We start from the raw sequence: 17,488 nt of genomic DNA on the forward strand, positions 1-17,488 counted from the left end.
GGGTCAGGCTCCTATGGCGGCGTCATAGGCGTAAATGGTCGTCTTGGCGCGTTCGGCAACCTCTGCTGCCGTCATTCCAGGCTTGTAGAGGCTGGTCCCGAGCCCGAAAGCCAGGATGCCGGCCTTGGTGTAATCGGAGAAATTCCTGTCCGAAACACCACCCACTGCGGCGATAACGAGCTCGGGCGGCAGCACGGCACGGATGGCTGTAATGCCGGAAGCGCCGAGCACGCCTGCGGGAAAGAATTTCAGGCCGGTAGCACCAGCGCGGGCCGCCGAAAGCGCCTCGGTGGCGGTGAAGACACCAGGCATCGTCACCATGCCCTTGTCGCGAGCGCGGCTGATCACCGCAGGCTCAACATTCGGTGTCACCATCAGCTTGCCGCCGGCGCCATCCAGCCTGTCCACGTCTTCGACCGTGAGAACCGTACCGGCTCCGATCAGGCAATCGGCAGGCGCCATCTTTGCCGCGATCTCGATCGAGCGGAAAGGCTCCGGCGAATTGAGCGGAATCTCGATGGCGCTGAATCCGGTCTCGATCAGGGCGCCGACGATCTCGGCCGTTTCCTCCGGCCTGATGCCGCGAAGAATGGCAATCAGCGGGCGCTTCATGGGCGGGAAGGGGACACGGGTGGTCATCAGCTTTTGCTTTCCTTGTTGAACCAGATGGCTTCGGCGGCGGCGGAGAGCCCCCGGCGGACGGCGGCATCGGCATCTATGGTCTGGTAGGTGAGAGACAGGCTGCGGAACGCATCCTCGTAGAGTGCCTGCAATCGACCGGAGGCGACGAGGGTGATGGTCGCTCCCTGTCCGGCGGATGACAGCGCGCCCGCGATCTCCGCGCCGATCAAGGTACCGGAGATCAGTGCCTGCGCGCCGGCGGCCGTCGTGCCGTGCAGCAACTGGCCGGAGCGGGCGGTGAACAGTAGATTGGTGGCGAGCTGCGGCTTTTCATAGGCTGCCTTCAGCGCGGTATCGAAGGCCTTGGCATCGGCGGGCATGTCGGCCGCGCCGGCCACGGCATGGGAGAGGATGCTGTGCTTGGTGATGACGTCGAAAAGCTCTCCCGTCATGAAGGTGGAGAAGCCCGTCACACGACCATCGACCACGCGCACCCATTTCGAATGAGTTCCCGGCATGCAGACGATCTGCTCGCCCTTCGCATCGGCGGCAATCGCGCCGAGCAATTGCGTTTCTTCGCCGCGCATCACATCGGGGGCTTCCTTGGCTCGCTGCGCAAGGCCCGGCAGGATGCGAACGTCACGCGCCTCGCCGGGAACGGCAACCGCGCCCGTGAGAATGGCGGCAAGCGATGTCGGCGTGTCGATGTAGCCTGCTTCCACCCAGCCCTGGCGCGCGCCGGCCATGCCGCAGACGATGACCGGAATATCCGAGGGGGCGGAGATGGCGTCCAAATGCGCCTGCAAGACCTTGGCAAAGCCGGTCTGGGCGGCCGTCGTCATGCCTTCGCCGCTTCTGCGTTCCGCCAGAATGCTGCCGTCTTCGCCGATCAGCCACAGTCGGAAACTGCTGGTGCCCCAATCCACCGCGATGAATGCGGGTTTTGTCATAGGAAATGCTCCAAATCTTTCACTAGAAAATGCCGCCGTCGACGATGACGGATTGTCCCGTCATCGCGCCCGAGCAGTCGGAAGCAAGGAAAAGTACCGGGCCTACGAGATCCTCGGCCTTCAGCACCCGCTTGAGGCACTGTCGGTCGACGGTTTTGGCCATGCCATCCTCCGTCAGCCAGAGTTCGAGCTGTCGATCCGTCACGATCATGCCGGGCAGGACGGCGTTGACGCGGATGTTTTCCGGGCCGAACCGACCCGCAAAGCTCTTCGTCAGTCCGATGATCCCCGATTTCGCGGCCGCATAGGAGGAAAGTGCCGGCGGGTTCATCTTGAAGACGATGGAGGAGAAATTGACGATCGCTCCACCGCCGGCCGCCCGCATGCCGGGTGCGGCCGCCTGCGACACGAAGAAGACCTGTTTGAGGTTGATCGACTGACTGTTGTCCCAATAGTCCTCGGTCGTCGTGTCGATATCCTGTCGGTCATCCCATGCCGCGTTGTTGACGAGCACGCGGATGGCTCCAAGATCGGACTCGATCGCAGCGACCGTATTCTTGATCTGGCCGATATCGCGCAAATCGGCATGATAGAAGGAAACGGCATGCCCCGACTGCGCCGAGAGTTTCGCGGCAAGCGCCTTGCTCGGATCTTCGGCAATATCGATGAAGGCGACTTTTGCGCCTTGTCGGGCGAAGCCTTCCACAAGTGCCGCGCCGATGCCGGTGCCGCCGCCGGTGATCAGCACGGTACGATCTTTCAGATCGGGAAATTGTGCCTGCGTGCCAGCCAAGGTATTTCCTCCTCTGTTCGTGATAAAGTTCCATTATTTGGAACAAAATTTGACTATGTGGAATTATCCAATTACACTTTGACTATGTCAAGGATGCCCCGCGCAGCGCGGGCGACAAATGAAAGGCTACGAAGCTGAGTTCCGACCGCGAGAAGGGCGATAGCCGCCGCGAACGAGAAACCGGCACGCTCGGCAAGCTGGTCGCGTTGCTTGACCTCGTCGCGCTTGCAGACGCACCGATGCGCTTCACCGATATCCTTTCGCTCACCGATCAGCCACGCGGTACTCTGCATCGCCAACTGACCCATCTCGTCGAGGAAGGGTTGCTGGAGGTCGATCGCGATGGCCGCTACCTCATTGGCATCAGGCTTTTGAAACTGGCCTCACGCAGCTGGGCCAGCAACGAGTTCCGCGCTGTAGCCGAGCCGCATCTGCGAGGCTTGCAGGAGGTAACCGGTGAAACCGTGCACCTCGGCGTGTTGCGCGGGGTGGAAGTCATCTATCTCGATAAGGTCGAGGGGCGGCAGTCCGTGCGCATGTATTCGCAGATCGGCAACGCGTCCCCGGCCTATTGCACAGGCGTCGGCAAGGCGGCCCTGTCCGCGCTCGACGATGCCGCACTCGCCGAGCGGATCGCTGGTCTCGAATTTCTGCCCTATACCGAGCATACCTTACGTAGCGCCACCGAATTGCTCGCGGATATCCGCGATATAAGGGTGAGGGGCTATGCATTCGATCGAGAAGAGCATGAGAGCGGCATATGCTGTGTTGCCGCGCCAATCTGTCCGCATGGCGATCACATGCTGGCCGGCGTTTCCGTAACCGGTCCGGCCTATCGCGTTACCTCAGCCAAGCTGCAGGAATGGGCGCCACTAGTGGTGGCGACGGCCGATTCCATCATGGCCGATATGCGCAACCGGATGGGTCCGAAGCGCTAAGACTGTGCCGGTTTGATACGGCTGTCACTTAAATTCGGTTAATTTATCGTTATTCGTGCAAGATCTTAGCTGAATTGTGTCTTAAACCTGAATTTGATTGTTGAGATGTGCGTAAGAACTGCCATTATCCTCTAATGATTGGCGAGTCATAGAGGATTTTGCGAGATGGTGGGCGGATATAATAGTAATGAACATTGACGTAAGGGAAATTCTATAAAGTATATATTTGCGCAAGCGCCGGTTATCCGGGGCTGGTACGATGACGCCGAGGGAGAGAGCGACGGAAATTGCCTATTCTTCCCTCTTTTACATAAAGAAGACTAATAATGGCAGCATTGATGCAGGCGGGCGCATCTCCTCGTGGCGAGGATTTCATTGAGGAAATCGGCAGGCTGAAAACACAATTCGATGTGTTTCGCTTCATGAAGGGGTTGACGGAGGTCTATCGCTGCCGGGCGTTCATGATCGTCAACCTTCCGCCCATCACCTCCTTCGACTTGCAGAGCAATTCGGTGATCAACAATTGGCCGGCCGAACTCCTTTCGATCTACGATCAAGAGGGATTGCTGCCGACCAGTCCCGTGCTGCAGCGCATGCGTCGTACGACTCTGCCTTTTGTCTATGATGTCGCCGCCACACCGAACCGCGAGGAGAGTAAATCCCAGTTCGTCGTCGCTCTGTTCGAGCGGTTTCGCATGACGCGCTTCGTCTATCTGCCGACCCACGACGTCTCCGGTCTTCGTGGTGCGGTATCGCTCGCCGGCGACCGGGAGCCTTTTACGCCCGAGGAAATCAAGGATCTCTACTATATAGCAATTCACGTTTTTGATCGGCTCGCGGAAATCCGCAGCATGGATGTGCGTGTCGTCGATGCGCTCACTGACCGCGAAATCGATTGCCTGAACTGGACAGCGGCAGGCAAGACCAGCGCCGAGATTGCAGAAATCCTGTCGCTCTCGGAACATACGGTCAATCATTACCTCAATCGGGCAACCAAGAAGCTCGACACCGTCAACCGCACGCAAGCCGTTGCCAAGGCTTTGCGAGTGGGATTGATCAAGTAGCGATCGCGGGCTTGGTGATCGAGATTTGTACGGCTTTCTGCCTCAATTTTGCACGGTGCGCATAAAATGTGCGGAGGCTTTTATTGCGCTAAGTCGGTCAGAGTGCGGGAATTTCGTCTAACTAATTATAATAATTGATATTTTCTTAGAGCTGCAAAGTTGGCACGCTTCCTGCTTATCAAGAGATAGAAGTCCGGAGGGGACTTTGATAACAGCGCCGAACAATGGCGCGGATCAAATGACCGTCGCCGATGCCATCGCCACCGCTTCTCCAGGCGCAGGCACCGGCGGCGGTTGTTGCTTATTTAACACGCTTAGCAAGATCGACGACATAGACAGACCGTTTTTCACGTTCTTGCCCTATTCCTTTCCGATGGTTGCTCTATGTCGGCCCGCAAACGTCTTCCCAGGTTGGGAGTGTGTTGCGGCTGGTAGGGTCATAGACCCGGCGGACCTGCCGGCCGCAACCGAAGCGCTTTTTAACGACGGCGCTGATTTTCGTTTGGCGAACTCCTGCCACTCCACTATCTAAGCCAGATGGATTTCGAGAGATTGCGGCGCATGCCGCACTTTCGATGCAGCGCGCAGCGAGGATGGCATGGCAGACATCACCAAGGAACAGGTGCTGGAAACGTTGAAGACGGTTCGTGGCCCGGACCTGGAGCACAATATCGTCGAGCTCGGCATGGTGTCGGATGTCTTCATCTCGGATGGCAAGGTGTATTTCTCCATCACCGTTCCCGCCGAGCGCGCCAAGGATCTCGAGCCGATGCGCCTTGCGGCCGAGCGTGTCGTCAAGGACATGCCCGGCGTCAAGGGCGCCATGGTTGCCTTGACGGCTGACAAGAAGGCCGGCAGTCCGACGCCGCGCCCGGCCACGCCCCAAGCCGCTCCTCATGGTCACGGCCATGCCCACGCTCATCCGCAAGGCCAGCAGCAGCAACAGCCGCGCGCCGGTAAGATCGGCGTTCCGGGTGTCGGCGCCATCATCGCCGTCGCTTCGGGCAAGGGCGGCGTCGGCAAGTCGACGACCGCAGTCAACCTTGCTCTCGGCCTTGCGGCCAACGGTCTGCGCGTCGGCATCCTCGACGCTGACATCTACGGCCCGTCGATGCCGCGCCTGCTGAAGATCTCCGGTCGTCCGACGCAGATCGATGGCCGCATCATCAATCCCATGCAGAACTATGGCCTCAAGGTCATGTCGATGGGCTTCCTCGTCGAAGAGGAAACCGCAATGATCTGGCGCGGGCCGATGGTTCAGTCCGCGCTGCTGCAGATGCTGCGCGAAGTCGCCTGGGGTGAGCTCGACGTGCTCGTCGTCGACATGCCGCCCGGCACTGGTGACGTGCAGCTCACCATGGCGCAACAGGTGCCGCTTGCCGGTGCCGTCATTGTTTCGACACCGCAGGACCTCGCGCTTATCGATGCGCGCAAGGGGCTGAACATGTTCCGCAAGGTCGAGGTTCCCGCCCTCGGCATCATCGAGAACATGAGCTATTTCATCGCTCCGGATACCGGCGCGCGTTACGACATTTTCGGTCATGGCGGCGCCCGAAAGGAAGCAGAGCGGATCGGCGTGCCTTTCCTCGGCGAGGTTCCGTTGACCATGGGCATCCGCGAGAGTTCCGATGCCGGAACGCCGCTCGTCGTCGCCGAGCCGGATGGTGTAACAGCCGGCATCTATCGCGAAATCGCCGCCAAGGTCTGGAAGCAAATCGCTGACACGCCGCAGCGTCCTGCCCCGGCGATCGTGTTCGAATAATTCACGGCGCCTTGTCTGCTTTCTATAGAGCGACGGATTGTCTTGATTGTATCCTGTGATATGACTTCGCGGGATTACAAAATCCGCGGTGAAAGCGCGCAATGAAGGGGTTGTGACTTGATTCTTTGCGAGCTTTGCTGCATATGCGCCGCCGGCGTGGAGCCGGTCGGTTATTTCCGATGATTGTTCCCCGCCGAATGGTGGTTCTGCCTTGTTCGGACCGGCGATTTCGCTGGGGCGGGCGAAGGGCTGGTACAGCAGCGCAGTGCAACGTGGACACGGATTCCCGGCCGGCCCGGCGGGACAAGACCGGGGTTTTATGAGCTTTTTTCGTTGGCCATTGGTGGGATCGCGGCAGGCGTGCGCAACACGCTTCGGCCGTAGCTTTGCCCCTGCGGCGGGAGCTCGCGGTTGATCACTGCCTATTGCTCAGATTCCAAGCCTCTTGAGCTTCCGGATCTTTCGGCCGCTGCGCGATTGCCTGACAATGCCGTCTGGATCGACATGGTCGAACCATCGCGCGAAGAGGAAGCCAATATCGAGCGCCTTCTTGGGCTCGAAGTGCCGACCCGCGAAGACATGAAGGATATAGAGCCGTCGAGCCGGCTTTATATCGAAGATGGTTCCGTCTTTCTGACAGGCTCCTTGTTGTGGAAGGCCGACACCAATCTGCCGATGCTGACCGATGTCGCCTTCATCCTGACGGGAAATCGGCTTGTGACCATTCGCTATGCGCAGCCGAAATCCTTCGCGCTGTTCATTGCGGCGCTGCCGCGCATTCCGCAGGAGCGGCGCACCGGCATCGCGCTCCTCGTCAAGCTGCTGGAAACGATCGTCGACCGCACCGCCGAGGTCCTTGAACAGGCGGTGTCCGGTATCGATATATTGTCGGTGCACGTATTCGGCGATCGTTTGAAGAAGATTCGCCGTCCGTCGAACTATCTGGAAGAAAAGCTCAAGGACATTGCAGGCTATCATCGTACGATCAGCAAGGTACGTGACAGCCTGAGTTCCCTGTCCAGAGTGCTGACCTTCCTGCATACCATCCCCGCCATGCAGCAGGATCCGGAGACCAAGGAGCTCTGCCGCAATGTGTCGCGGGATGTTCAATCCCTGTCGGAGCATGCCTCCTTCGTCGCAGGCAACATTACCTTCCTGCTCGATGCGTCGCTCGGACTGATCAATATCGAGCAGAATGCCATCATCAAGATCTTCTCGATCGCTTCCGTGGTGTTCCTGCCGCCGACACTCGTGGCGTCCGTCTACGGTATGAATTTCGAGCGTATGCCCGAACTGCATTTCGCCTACGGCTACCCGGCGTCGCTGACGCTGATGGTCATATCCGCCATCGTTCCGTTTTTCTTTTTTCGCTGGAAAGGCTGGCTCTGAGAGTCTAGTGATCCTGAATGTCTAACGAAACCCATCATTCTCCCGACGGGAAAATGGACGCTCGTAAGCTTGCCTACCTCGCGCTCGGTTCGATCGGCGTGGTCTATGGCGATATCGGTACGAGCCCGCTCTACGCCTTTCGCGAAGCTTTGAAACCGGTCGCTGCAGATGGGCTGACGCGCGGCGAAGTCATCAGCGTCATTTCGCTGATGTTCTGGACGCTGACCATCATCGTCACCATCAAATATGTCCTTTTTCTGCTCCGTGCGGACAATGACGGCGAAGGCGGCACGCTGTCGCTGCTTGCCCTGTTGATGAAGACGGCGAATGGCCACACCGCCATTCTGATGTTGCTCGGCCTGCTGGGCGCGGCGCTTTTCCTTGGCGACGCGATGATCACGCCGGCGCTTTCGGTTCTTTCGGCGGTCGAAGGTCTGAAGCTCGTCACGCCGCAACTGTCCGATTACATCGTGCCCATATCGGTCGCGATCATGGCGTTGCTTTTCGCGATCCAATCGCATGGCACCGGCGCCGTCGCCCGTTTCTTCGGCCCGATCACCGCCATCTGGTTCATCGTGATGGGCCTTGCCGGCATCATGCACATTTCCGATGATTACAGCATTCTGGCGGCGCTCAATCCCTGGTATGCGATCAGCTTCCTGCTGCGCGAAGGCTTTCTCGGCGTCGTCGTGCTCGGTGCCGTATTCCTGACCGTAACCGGTGCCGAAGCGCTCTACGCCGACCTCGGCCATTTCGGCCGCCGCCCGATCCAGTGGGCCTGGTTTGTGCTGGTCTTCCCGTCGCTGACGCTAAACTATTTCGGCCAAGGGGCGCTGGTTCTGCACAATCCGGAGGCCATGTCCGACCCGTTCTTCTTGATGTATCCGCATTGGGCGATCCTGCCTGTCGTTATTCTCGCGACGCTCGCGACGATCATCGCCAGCCAGGCCGTGATCACAGGTGCCTTCTCGCTGACACGGCAGGCCATCCATCTCGGTTTCCTGCCGCGCATGGAAATCCTGTTTACTTCCGAGACCAATACCGGCCAGATCTTCCTGCCGTCGGTCAACACCGTGCTGTTCTTCGGCGTCATTTTCCTGGTGCTGAGCTTCAAGACCTCGGACGCGTTGGCAACTGCTTACGGTATTTCGGTCACCGGCGCGATGGTCGTCACCTCGATCATGGCCTTCGAGTTCGTCCGCGTTCGCTGGAACTGGTCGTTGCCGATGGCTGCCGCCGTGCTGACGCCGCTGCTGCTGCTGGAATTCGTCTTCCTCGGCGCCAACCTTCTGAAGATCCACGACGGCGGCTATGTTCCGGTTACGATTGCAACGGCATTCACTGTCATCATGTGGACCTGGCGCCGCGGCACGAGAATCCTGATGGAAAAGACGCGGCACACCGATATCCCGCTGTCGTCCTTCGTCAGCTCGATCGAGCGCAAGAGCGATCATTCGCCCGCGCATGTGCCGGGCACGGCGATCTTCCTGACGAGCGATCCGGAATCGGCACCCGCCGCACTGCTGCACAACCTGAAGCACAATCACGTCCTGCACGACAAGAACGTCATCCTGACGATCCGCACCACCAACAAGCCGCGCGTCGCCCAGGAAGAGCGTTATTCTGTCGAAAAGGTTTCCGACCGCTTCTCGCGCGTCGAGCTGCGCTTCGGCTTCATGGAATCGCAGAACGTCTCGCAGGCTTTGGCGACCTTGCGCAAGACCGGTCTGAAGTTCGACATCATGTCGACCTCCTTCTATCTCGGTCGCCGCAAGCTGGTGCCGGATGCGAAGTCGGGCATGCCGCATTGGCAGGACCGACTTTACATCGCACTCGCCAACGCCGCGACCGACCCCTCGGATTACTTCCGCCTGCCGGCCAATCGCGTGGTGGAACTCGGCTCGCACGTCATCATCTAACGCACACGCGGTCATTGCTTCTCGAAAGGCCTGGCGGATATCCGCCAGGCCTTTTGCTTTTCTATTGCGCAAGTAGAGTGTGATGATATTCAATTTAAAAGTGAATAGCTCGCTGCTTTCGGAGGGGGACATCGAGAATGCTCAAGCAGACCTTATCCACCATGCGTAGCAATCCGGCGTTCTATGCGATGTTCATCATAGGTTCGGTCGCTGTCGCCGTCTTCGACGAATATTCCAAGAAATCGACAGCAACGAGCGTGATATTCTTTCTATCGGCCCTGTTGGTTATGAATGTGCAGAACTCCGTTCTTCGAGGCCAGAATTTCACGACGGCAACCAGAGGCAATAAGCTTCCGTTTGGCGGGTACATGTTCAGGAGTTTCGTGCTCGCCCTGCTGGCGTTTATACTGATGGTACCCGCCTTGATATTGCTTTTGCGCGGAGATGGCTCGAGTAAAGCATATATCGTGATTTGGGCGACGCTCGCATATATAGCAACGTTCTCCATTATTCTTTCGCTCTTGGGAACTTGGCTACCGGCAAAAATTCAGGGCACGAATGCGACCATGGGAGATGCTCTACGAAGAGGTTTGGCGCGCTTCCCTTCGACGGTGCTTCTGGTGCTCCTGGGCCTAGCCATGCCTCTCGTTGCCACGTTCATAGCAGCTATGGTTGAGATGTCCTTCAGCAGCGTGGAGCTGATTGTGGATGGTCATCTAAACATCTATGCCATTTTGTTGGCTTTGGCGGCCAACGCCTTTCAGGCCGTCGGCTGGACATATGTAGCAGTCTTGCTAACACGCAGGTATATGGAGGCCGAGCACATTGGGCCTTCACCCGGGGCGGAGCTACTCAAGGTCTTCACGTAATTCTCCGGGGCGCCAGCTTGAGCACGCCCGCCACGTTGGCAACACGTAACCATCCGAATTAACCATCCATCAAGGTTAATGGGAGATTATTCCGGCTCCTGGTGTCGAGTGCCGTTTGGAGTCCGGTGTTGTCTCGTTCGCGTTATATCAGCCGAAAAATGCGGTTCCTGCCGGAGAACTGGACGTCGCCAGCTGTCTTCGGACTTTGCGCCTGGCTCATCTTTCCAGCACAGGCCGCCTATGGCGATCTTGCCGGCCTGCTCGCGGGCATCGATCGGGAAGGGGCCAACTGGCGCATGGTGATGACCGCGTCACCGGCCGGTTCCACGCACCAGGCTGAGCTTGCCTTCGGAGATGCGAAAGCCGCCACCGCCGTCGGCGACGGTGGTCTGGTGTTGCCCGATGGTCGCCGGATCGCCTTCCAGTCCGAGCAGAAAGGTAGCGACCCGCGCCCGGATGAAGAGCGCGTCAACAGGCGGGCGAAGAAGAGCCGCGTGGTTGCCGTCGCGCCGATGCAGCCGCCGAAGGATTTTTCCGCCGGCTCGGTGCTGCAGCGTGAAAGCATGCTGCTCCGCCCGCAATCCGATACCGGCGAGCGCACCGCTTTCCTGAAGCCGAAACTCGGCGGCAAGGAAATCCAGATTGCCACTGCCTTCTACAAGAAGCAGCCGGTAAAGCCGGATGACAGTGTGCCGACCTATCTTGCAAACCTCGTCACCAATCAGAAAGCCGACGTCTTGGCCGCCGCTTACGCATCGCCGGCGCCGGACTATGCCCGCACATCGCCGTTCGACAGCATCCTTGCCAAGGATCAGGACGGCGAAGGGCGTTTCGTGCCGCAGATCGGACCGAAGGATCACTCCTGGGCCGCAAACGTCCTGCCGCCATCAGTATTCTCTTCGGATGAACAGCAGTGCCTGGCGACCGGCATCTATTTCGAAGCGCGCGGCGAATCCGTGAAGGGGCAGGCGGCCGTCGCCCAGGTCATCCTCAACCGAGTTCGCAATCCGGCTTATCCCAAGACCATCTGCGGCGTCGTCTACCAGAACGAGGATTGGCACAATGCCTGCCAGTTTTCCTTCGCCTGCGACAACGTCAAGGAGCGAGTGAACTCGCCGGAGCACTGGCGCATTGCCCGTCAGGTCGCCATGGCGGTGACCGCCGGCAAGATCTGGCTGCCGGAAGTCGGCTCCGCCACTCATTATCATGCGGTCTATGTCCGTCCGAGCTGGGCCGCCGAAATGGTGAAGGTCGGTCGTATAGGGATGCACATCTTCTATAGGACCTATGGCGGCGGCTGGAGCTGAGGAGCCCGGTTCGGGTGTTCTCGCCGAACGAAAGCGTGCGATCACCTGCAAAAAGGCCACAGGAAAGCCTGGGCTGAAGAGGATTCTTCGGCTCAGTTTTCACCCGGCACGGCTTTTTCTGTTTAAGCTCATGATTTAATTAGGCTAATTTATGGCTGGACAGATGACGTCTACGCCTTGACTATGCTTTTTCCTAAAACTATGTTGCGCGCGACTTCAAAACGGGCCGAAAGGTGGCGAAACCTGCTGTTCGTTTACGCGTTGACCGGGGTAATGGGATAACGCGCAACGAGAACAGGGAGGATACCACCATGGCGGATGACCGCGACGAAGGTCTGGAGCAGCGACGAGCGCAACTGGGGGCCGAACTGGCAAACAAGCGCTCCGAGATGAGAGAGGGTGAACACGGGGAGGTTCGCGCCGAGGTGAGCCGCAAGGGCTACGCTCAGGCGATGAAGCTTTCCAGCGAGTTCATAGCCGCAATCATCGTTGGCGCCGTTCTGGGCTACGTCTTCGACCGTTTTATTGGTACAGCGCCGTGGGGCATGATTATTCTGCTGCTTCTCGGATTTTGCGCTGGCGTACTGAATGTGCTGCGGTCTGCAGGCAGGGTGGCGACGCCTATGCTCGATGAACGTAGGCCTGACAAGAAATGAGCGGAGGCGGCGCTATGTCGCTGCTTCCAAATAAGAGGCATCCGCTCGGTGGAGCGGGAAAATGAAAGAGAACAAGCGGTGGCAAACGATCCTACCCATCAGTTCCTGATCTTCAAGATTATCCCGATCGACATCGGTGGAATTGATTTTTCGTTCACCAACGCTTCGCTGTTCATGGTTGCCTCCGCCGTGCTTTCCGCCGGCTTCCTGTATTTCGCCGCAGCACCGCGCGGCGTCATCCCGAGCCGCTCCCAGTCAGTCGCGGAAATGGCATATGAGTTCATTGCCTCCATGCTGAAAGAGGGGGCGGGAACGAAGGGGATGAAGTTCTTCCCGCTTGTCTTCTCGCTCTTCATGTTCGTCCTGACGGCGAACCTGCTCGGTCTCGTTCCTTACTTCTATACCGTTACCAGCCAGATCATCGTTACCTTCGCGCTGGCGCTGCTGGTTATCCTTACGGTCATTCTCTACGGCTTCATCAAGCACGGTTTCGGCTTCCTGAAGCTCTTCGTACCGCACGGCGTTCCCGGCATCCTTCTGCCGCTGGTGGTGATCATCGAGATTATCTCGTTCCTCTCCCGCCCGATTTCGCTCTCCGTTCGTCTCTTCGCCAACATGCTGGCTGGCCATATCACGCTCAAGGTGTTCGCAGGCTTCGTTGCCTCGCTCGGAGCTCTCGGCGCAGTCGGCATCGGTGGCGCTATCCTTCCTCTCATCATGACCGTCGCCATCACCGGTCTCGAGTTCCTTGTCGCCTTCCTTCAGGCTTACGTCTTCGCGGTACTGACTTGCATGTACCTCAATGACGCAATCCATCCGGGTGGCCACTAAGGATAAAGACATTGGCGTCTAACGGCGTCAGTCATTCACCGCACAACCATTTCAAAGGAGTTCAACATGGACGCGGAAGCAGCAAAGTTCATCGGCGCAGGTTTGGCTTGCTTTGGTATGGCCGGCACGGCTCTCGGCCTCGGCAATATCTTCGGCAGCTACCTGTCCGGCGCACTGCGCAACCCGTCGGCTGCTGACAGCCAGTTCGGCCGTCTGGTATTCGGCTTCGCCGTTACGGAAGCTCTGGGCATCTTCTCGCTGCTCGTCGCTCTCCTCCTGCTCTTCGCCGTCTGATATCAGCGGCGTCATAGATCACGGTTCGCGGTTAGCGAGCCGTGATTCTTTGTATTTGCAGACCACCTGGAGGTGAGCATGTTTGTGACCCCGGCATATGCTGACGAAGCACCGCCGGCCGCCGGAGCGGTGCACACGGAAACGGGTGCGCCGAATGAAGGCCATCACGGCGGCGTATTCCCGCCGTTCGACCATACGACCTATCCGTCACAGCTGCTTTGGCTGGTGATCACCTTCGTCATCTTCTACGTGGCCATGCAGAAGATCGTCATCCCGCGTGTTGGCGGCATTCTGGAAAGCCGGCATGACCGGATCGCCCAGGATATCGAGGAAGCTTCGCGTCTGAAGGCCGAAGCCGACGCTGCCGTCGCGACCTATGAAGCCGATCTGGCTGCAGCTCGCGCCAAGGCGAACACCATCGGTGCCAGCGCCCGCGATGCTGCAAAAGTCAAGGCTGAGGAAGATCGCAAGGCGATCGAAGCAAGCCTGGCCGAAAAGCTCAAGGCTGCCGAAGCCCGTATCGCAGAGATTAAGGCGAAAGCCTTTGGCGATGTAGGCGCGATTGCCGAAGAGACGGCCGGTGCTGTCGTCGAGCAGCTGGTTGGCAATGTCGCCGGCAAAGCCGACGTCGCGTCCGCTGTGGCCGCCGCGTCCGCCAAGCAGGAGGGTTGATCGATGTTCGCTTTAGACAATACTTTCTTCGCGTTTGTCGGCCTTCTCATCTTCCTCGCTCTGATCGTTTACCTGAAAGTTCCGGGCATGATGGCAAAGTCGCTGGACGACCGCGCCGATCAGATCCGCAACGAACTGGCCGAAGCCAAGCGTCTGCGCGAAGAGGCTCAGCATCTGCTGGCCGAATATCAGCGCAAGCGTAAGGAAGCCGAAGCAGACGCAGCGAATATCGTTGCCGCTGCCGAGCGCGAAGCCGAGATGCTGACGACGGAAGCCCGGAAGAAGACGGAGGAATTCGTCGCCAACCGTACGGCTCTGTCCGAGCAGAAGATCAAGCAGGCTGAAGCCGATGCAATGAAGGCGGTTCGCTCCGCTGCCGTTGACCTGGCGATTGCCGCCGCTGAAACCGTGCTTGCAAACAAGGCCGGCGGAAGCGTTCAGGCAGGTCTCTTCAATGACGCAGTCAATGAAGTGAAGACCAAACTGAACTGAGCGTGTGAGAGATTGCACTTCGAAAACCCCGCCTCGGCGGGGTTTTTTGTTTTCATCTCACTTTCCGCCGTTTGACTAGCGTTACCATGCACGTCTAGATCGTTTCACGGGAAGGGGAGGCAGATGCAAACATCGCACGATCAAGGGCCGCTTCGCGATGGCGACACTGTCCTGCGGCAGGCGTGTCCGTGGACGCCGAACATACACGCTTTATTGGCGGCCTTACCCGAACATGGCTTTACCGCGGCGCCCGCGCCGATCAGCTTTGATGCTGTCTGGGAGAGGGTGAGCTATCTGCCCGGCGCAACGGGTGATCTCGATAGCAGTCGCGAAATGCGCACCGAAAAGGCCCTGCGATCCGCAGCCTCTCTTCTTCGCCATTATCACGATTGCTCCGCGCTGCTCCTGCCTTGTCTTGAGAGGGAGCTCGTATGGCAACTATCCTCCAGAGAGCCTGCTGAGATCATCTGTCATGGAGATTTCGCGCCTTACAACGTCCTTCTGAACGATGGTGAAGTGACTGGTATCATCGACTTTGAGGCCGCTCATCCAGGCCCGCGCTCCTGGGATATCGCCTATGCCATCTACCGGTGGGCACCGCTGTCTTCGGATGTTGAGGTGGAAGGCCTGGGCAGGTTGGACGATCAGATTAGGCGTGCACGCATGTTTGTCGATGCGTATGGAATGTCGATTGACGCCCGCCACCTCATTCCGGAAACCATCGTTGCAAGGCTGGAAGCATTGCTTGCTTTCATGGAGCACGAGGCTTCACGCGGCGTCGAGCGTTATCGCCGGAACTTGCAGGATGGTCACGATCGCATCTATCGCCACGACATAGCCTATGTGCTGAAATGGTCTTTGGAGATCACCGCTGGGCTTGTTGATTGAGGGGTGAACTATCTCGGTCGCCTCAGACCACGTCTTTCCTCAGCGGGCGGAAGCTCATGCGATGCAGAGGGCAGGGGCCATGCTGTTCGATGCCGGCGCGATGCTGCGCAGTACCGTAACCGGCATGGGCAGCGAAGCCGTAGGCGGGAAAGACGCTGCCCGCACGCGCCATCATCCGGTCGCGCGTGACCTTGGCGACAATCGAAGCGGCTGCGATCGAGAAGGAGCGCGCATCGCCCTTGACCACGGCCTTTCCCGGGCAGCTGAGGCCGGCCGGCACATCGAGGCCATCGGTCAGCACATAGCTTGCCGGCACGGCTAGGCCGCAAATAGCGCGGCGCATCGCATCGAGGCTCGCCTTGCGAATATCTGTAGCATCGATGCGCGTTGCACTTGATGAGGCGATGGAAACCGTCGCAGTTGCCAGAATTTCGACAAACAGTCTTTCCCGTCTGGCCGCGGTCAACTGCTTGGAATCATTCAGCCCTTCGGGGATACGTTCGGGATCGAGAATGACGGCGGCAGCGACGACCGGTCCCGCGAGCGGTCCGCGGCCAACTTCGTCTGCACCGGCAACCGGCCAGTGCCCGGCGCGCCGGGCGATCAGTTCCAGCTCGAAGGACGGAACGATGGGCCCATCGTCGAAAAGCATGGGAGAATCGGATGATGTGCTACGTGGCATGCGGCGAAGCTCGCACACCACCCGATCTCCTGCAAGCCCCCGGTGGATCAGAGCGGCGAACCAGGGGGCTTTTCCGGCGGGTACAGGGACAACCCGCGAGGAAGCATCAGAGCAACGACAATTGCACGCCGCTGCCGTCGGGCGGCACGAACAGGTCGTCGCGCAATGCGATGTTGCGCCGGGTCAGCTCAAGCCGCCGCGTCGCCATCTCGAAGCGCCGGCTGATCTGCCAGGCATAGGGTCCGGCGCCCTTCATGCGTTTGCCGAAATCGGCGTCATAATCCTTGCCGCCGCGCATCGAGCGGATCAGCGACATGACGTGGCGATAACGATCCGGGTAGTGCTGCAGCAGCCAGTCGCGGAATAGCGGGCTCACCTCCAGCGGCAGCCGCAGAATGACGTAGCTCGCCTCCTGCGCGCCGGCCGCCTTGCCAGCTTCGAGAATACGTTCGATCTCGTGATCATTGAGGGCCGGGATGATCGGCGCCACCATGACCGAGGTGCGGACGCCGGCTTCGCTCAGCGCCTGGATCGCCTCCAGCCGGCGTGTTGGCGTGGCTGCACGCGGCTCCATGGTGCGCGCCAGTTTCCGGTCGAGCGTCGTCACTGAGAGACCGACGCGAACTAGGTTCTTGGCGGCCATCTCCTTCAGAATGTCGATATCGCGCATCACCAGCGCCGACTTGGTGACGATCGCGACCGGATGGTTCGCGCGGTTCAGCACTTCGAGGATCTGGCGCATGATCCGCCATTCCTTTTCGATCGGCTGGTACGGATCCGTATTGGTGCCAATGGCGATGACCCGAGGCCTATAGCCTGGCTTTGCCAGCTCGCGTTCCAGAAGCTTGGCTGCGTCTGGCTTGGCAAACAGTTTCGCTTCGAAATCCAGCCCTGCCGATAGGCCCATATAGGCGTGGGTCGGGCGGGCAAAGCAGTAGATGCAGCCATGCTCGCAGCCGCGATAGGGGTTGATGGAGCGATCGAAGGGGATATCGGGCGATTCATTGCGGGTGATGGCGGTGCGCGGCTTCTCGACCTGCACCTCTGTCTTGAAGGGCGGGAGCTCTTCCAGCGTCTGCCAGCCGTCGTCGAAGGTCTCGCGCTGCTGCTTCTCGAAGCGGCCGTTCGGGTTCAGGCCCGCGCCGCGCCCGCGCCGGCGCTCGACGTCGACCCTGAGGCCGGCATCGGCGATCAGAGCGTTGGCAATGTCTGGCGTATTGGCAGGCGCGAATGCGGCCTGCCCTGCGAGGGACTGCTCGTTCATCGGTGGCTCCAGGGCGGTTCATGGCGCTGCATGCCGCGTCTAAGGTGATTAAATTCCTATCCGACAAATGAGAACAATGCAAGAACAAAAATGTGAA

19 protein-coding genes are annotated in these 17,488 nt (G+C 59.2%); 14 read left to right on the top strand and 5 right to left on the bottom strand.

The features are described 5' to 3' along the window. Window positions 1-3: 3 nt before the first annotated feature. Genes GGD46_RS00640 through GGD46_RS00650 form a run of 3 tightly spaced genes read right to left on the bottom strand, consistent with a single transcriptional unit; the run spans window position 4 to window position 2,364 of the window. On the bottom strand, window positions 4-639 hold the full coding sequence (locus GGD46_RS00640) for a 2-dehydro-3-deoxy-6-phosphogalactonate aldolase (RefSeq protein WP_184700804.1): 636 nt from the start codon (window positions 637-639) through the stop codon (window positions 4-6). Beyond that, the gene (locus GGD46_RS00645) at window positions 639-1,571 is read right to left on the bottom strand and encodes a 2-dehydro-3-deoxygalactonokinase (RefSeq protein ID WP_184700806.1); all 933 of its coding nucleotides are present in this window, start codon (window positions 1,569-1,571) and stop codon (window positions 639-641) included. Before GGD46_RS00645 ends, GGD46_RS00640 begins: the two co-directional genes overlap by 1 nt. Window positions 1,572-1,593: 22 nt before the next feature. Continuing rightward, window positions 1,594-2,364: an SDR family NAD(P)-dependent oxidoreductase gene (locus GGD46_RS00650; protein WP_184700808.1), complete on the bottom strand. Its 771-nt coding sequence runs from the start codon at window positions 2,362-2,364 to the stop codon at window positions 1,594-1,596. A gap of 134 nt (window positions 2,365-2,498) precedes the next feature. Here GGD46_RS00650 and GGD46_RS00655 point away from each other — a divergent pair, with 134 nt between their 5' ends. From GGD46_RS00655 to GGD46_RS00720, 14 genes are all read left to right on the top strand, one after another. After that, entirely contained in the window at window positions 2,499-3,302 is an 804-nt protein-coding gene (locus GGD46_RS00655; protein ID WP_184702184.1) for an IclR family transcriptional regulator, read from the top strand. A 326-nt stretch (window positions 3,303-3,628) separates the two neighbouring features. Beyond that, window positions 3,629-4,366 (top strand): LuxR family transcriptional regulator, encoded by a 738-nt coding sequence (locus tag GGD46_RS00660; RefSeq protein WP_184700810.1) that lies wholly within the window; start codon window positions 3,629-3,631, stop codon window positions 4,364-4,366. A gap of 238 nt (window positions 4,367-4,604) precedes the next feature. Next, window positions 4,605-4,898, top strand: a complete 294-nt coding sequence (locus GGD46_RS00665) for a hypothetical protein (protein ID WP_184700812.1) — start codon at window positions 4,605-4,607, stop codon at window positions 4,896-4,898. A 66-nt stretch (window positions 4,899-4,964) separates the two neighbouring features. Then, entirely contained in the window at window positions 4,965-6,128 is a 1,164-nt protein-coding gene (apbC, locus tag GGD46_RS00670; protein ID WP_184700814.1) for an iron-sulfur cluster carrier protein ApbC, read from the top strand. Between the two features lie 411 nt (window positions 6,129-6,539). Beyond that, window positions 6,540-7,517, top strand: coding sequence for a magnesium transporter CorA family protein (locus GGD46_RS00675; protein WP_184700816.1), 978 nt, complete (start codon window positions 6,540-6,542; stop codon window positions 7,515-7,517). Between the two features lie 53 nt (window positions 7,518-7,570). Further along, window positions 7,571-9,436, top strand: coding sequence for a potassium transporter Kup (locus GGD46_RS00680; protein WP_409527661.1), 1,866 nt, complete (start codon window positions 7,571-7,573; stop codon window positions 9,434-9,436). 137 nt (window positions 9,437-9,573) lie between these two features. Then, window positions 9,574-10,305, top strand: a complete 732-nt coding sequence (locus tag GGD46_RS00685; protein ID WP_184700820.1) for a hypothetical protein — start codon at window positions 9,574-9,576, stop codon at window positions 10,303-10,305. A 158-nt stretch (window positions 10,306-10,463) separates the two neighbouring features. Then, complete coding sequence (locus tag GGD46_RS00690; RefSeq protein ID WP_184702186.1) at window positions 10,464-11,612, top strand: cell wall hydrolase; 1,149 nt, start codon at window positions 10,464-10,466, stop codon at window positions 11,610-11,612. A 311-nt stretch (window positions 11,613-11,923) separates the two neighbouring features. Next, window positions 11,924-12,268 (top strand): AtpZ/AtpI family protein, encoded by a 345-nt coding sequence (locus tag GGD46_RS00695; protein WP_184700822.1) that lies wholly within the window; start codon window positions 11,924-11,926, stop codon window positions 12,266-12,268. A gap of 78 nt (window positions 12,269-12,346) precedes the next feature. Beyond that, complete coding sequence (locus GGD46_RS00700; RefSeq protein ID WP_184700825.1) at window positions 12,347-13,099, top strand: F0F1 ATP synthase subunit A; 753 nt, start codon at window positions 12,347-12,349, stop codon at window positions 13,097-13,099. A gap of 66 nt (window positions 13,100-13,165) precedes the next feature. Beyond that, the gene (locus GGD46_RS00705; RefSeq protein ID WP_015338972.1) at window positions 13,166-13,393 is read left to right on the top strand and encodes a F0F1 ATP synthase subunit C; all 228 of its coding nucleotides are present in this window, start codon (window positions 13,166-13,168) and stop codon (window positions 13,391-13,393) included. A 78-nt stretch (window positions 13,394-13,471) separates the two neighbouring features. Continuing rightward, window positions 13,472-14,065 (top strand): F0F1 ATP synthase subunit B, encoded by a 594-nt coding sequence (locus GGD46_RS00710; RefSeq protein ID WP_184700827.1) that lies wholly within the window; start codon window positions 13,472-13,474, stop codon window positions 14,063-14,065. 3 nt (window positions 14,066-14,068) lie between these two features. Continuing rightward, complete coding sequence (locus tag GGD46_RS00715; protein ID WP_184700829.1) at window positions 14,069-14,557, top strand: F0F1 ATP synthase subunit B; 489 nt, start codon at window positions 14,069-14,071, stop codon at window positions 14,555-14,557. Window positions 14,558-14,680: 123 nt separating this feature from the next. After that, entirely contained in the window at window positions 14,681-15,445 is a 765-nt protein-coding gene (locus tag GGD46_RS00720) for an aminoglycoside phosphotransferase family protein (protein WP_184700831.1), read from the top strand. Window positions 15,446-15,467: 22 nt separating this feature from the next. Here the strand turns inward: GGD46_RS00720 and GGD46_RS00725 are convergent, their stop codons facing one another. Continuing rightward, window positions 15,468-16,127, bottom strand: coding sequence for a ribonuclease HII (locus tag GGD46_RS00725; protein ID WP_184702188.1), 660 nt, complete (start codon window positions 16,125-16,127; stop codon window positions 15,468-15,470). 106 nt (window positions 16,128-16,233) lie between these two features. Then, entirely contained in the window at window positions 16,234-17,391 is a 1,158-nt protein-coding gene (locus GGD46_RS00730) for a PA0069 family radical SAM protein (RefSeq protein ID WP_184700833.1), read from the bottom strand. Window positions 17,392-17,488: the final 97 nt, after the last annotated feature.

It is taken from the genome of Martinezella lusitana (genome assembly GCF_014207095.1).
Taxonomy (GTDB): Bacteria; Pseudomonadota; Alphaproteobacteria; order Rhizobiales; family Rhizobiaceae; genus Rhizobium; species Rhizobium lusitanum_B.

Bases quoted from the DNA above. Each gene is read 5' to 3' on its own strand.
- GGD46_RS00710 (WP_184700827.1), top strand. From the start codon at position 13,472: ATGTTTGTGACCCCGGCATATGCTGACGAAGCACCGCCGGCCGCCGGA.
- apbC (WP_184700814.1), top strand. From the start codon at position 4,965: ATGGCAGACATCACCAAGGAACAGGTGCTGGAAACGTTGAAGACGGTT.
- GGD46_RS00725 (WP_184702188.1), bottom strand. From the start codon at position 16,127: ATGCCACGTAGCACATCATCCGATTCTCCCATGCTTTTCGACGATGGG.
- GGD46_RS00665 (WP_184700812.1), top strand. From the start codon at position 4,605: ATGACCGTCGCCGATGCCATCGCCACCGCTTCTCCAGGCGCAGGCACC.
- GGD46_RS00720 (WP_184700831.1), top strand. From the start codon at position 14,681: ATGCAAACATCGCACGATCAAGGGCCGCTTCGCGATGGCGACACTGTC.
- GGD46_RS00730 (WP_184700833.1), bottom strand. From the start codon at position 17,391: ATGAACGAGCAGTCCCTCGCAGGGCAGGCCGCATTCGCGCCTGCCAAT.
- GGD46_RS00695 (WP_184700822.1), top strand. From the start codon at position 11,924: ATGGCGGATGACCGCGACGAAGGTCTGGAGCAGCGACGAGCGCAACTG.
- GGD46_RS00690 (WP_184702186.1), top strand. From the start codon at position 10,464: ATGCGGTTCCTGCCGGAGAACTGGACGTCGCCAGCTGTCTTCGGACTT.
- GGD46_RS00680 (WP_409527661.1), top strand. From the start codon at position 7,571: ATGGACGCTCGTAAGCTTGCCTACCTCGCGCTCGGTTCGATCGGCGTG.
- GGD46_RS00640 (WP_184700804.1), bottom strand. From the start codon at position 639: ATGACCACCCGTGTCCCCTTCCCGCCCATGAAGCGCCCGCTGATTGCC.
- GGD46_RS00705 (WP_015338972.1), top strand. From the start codon at position 13,166: ATGGACGCGGAAGCAGCAAAGTTCATCGGCGCAGGTTTGGCTTGCTTT.
- GGD46_RS00660 (WP_184700810.1), top strand. From the start codon at position 3,629: ATGGCAGCATTGATGCAGGCGGGCGCATCTCCTCGTGGCGAGGATTTC.
- GGD46_RS00685 (WP_184700820.1), top strand. From the start codon at position 9,574: ATGCTCAAGCAGACCTTATCCACCATGCGTAGCAATCCGGCGTTCTAT.
- GGD46_RS00645 (WP_184700806.1), bottom strand. From the start codon at position 1,571: ATGACAAAACCCGCATTCATCGCGGTGGATTGGGGCACCAGCAGTTTC.
- GGD46_RS00715 (WP_184700829.1), top strand. From the start codon at position 14,069: ATGTTCGCTTTAGACAATACTTTCTTCGCGTTTGTCGGCCTTCTCATC.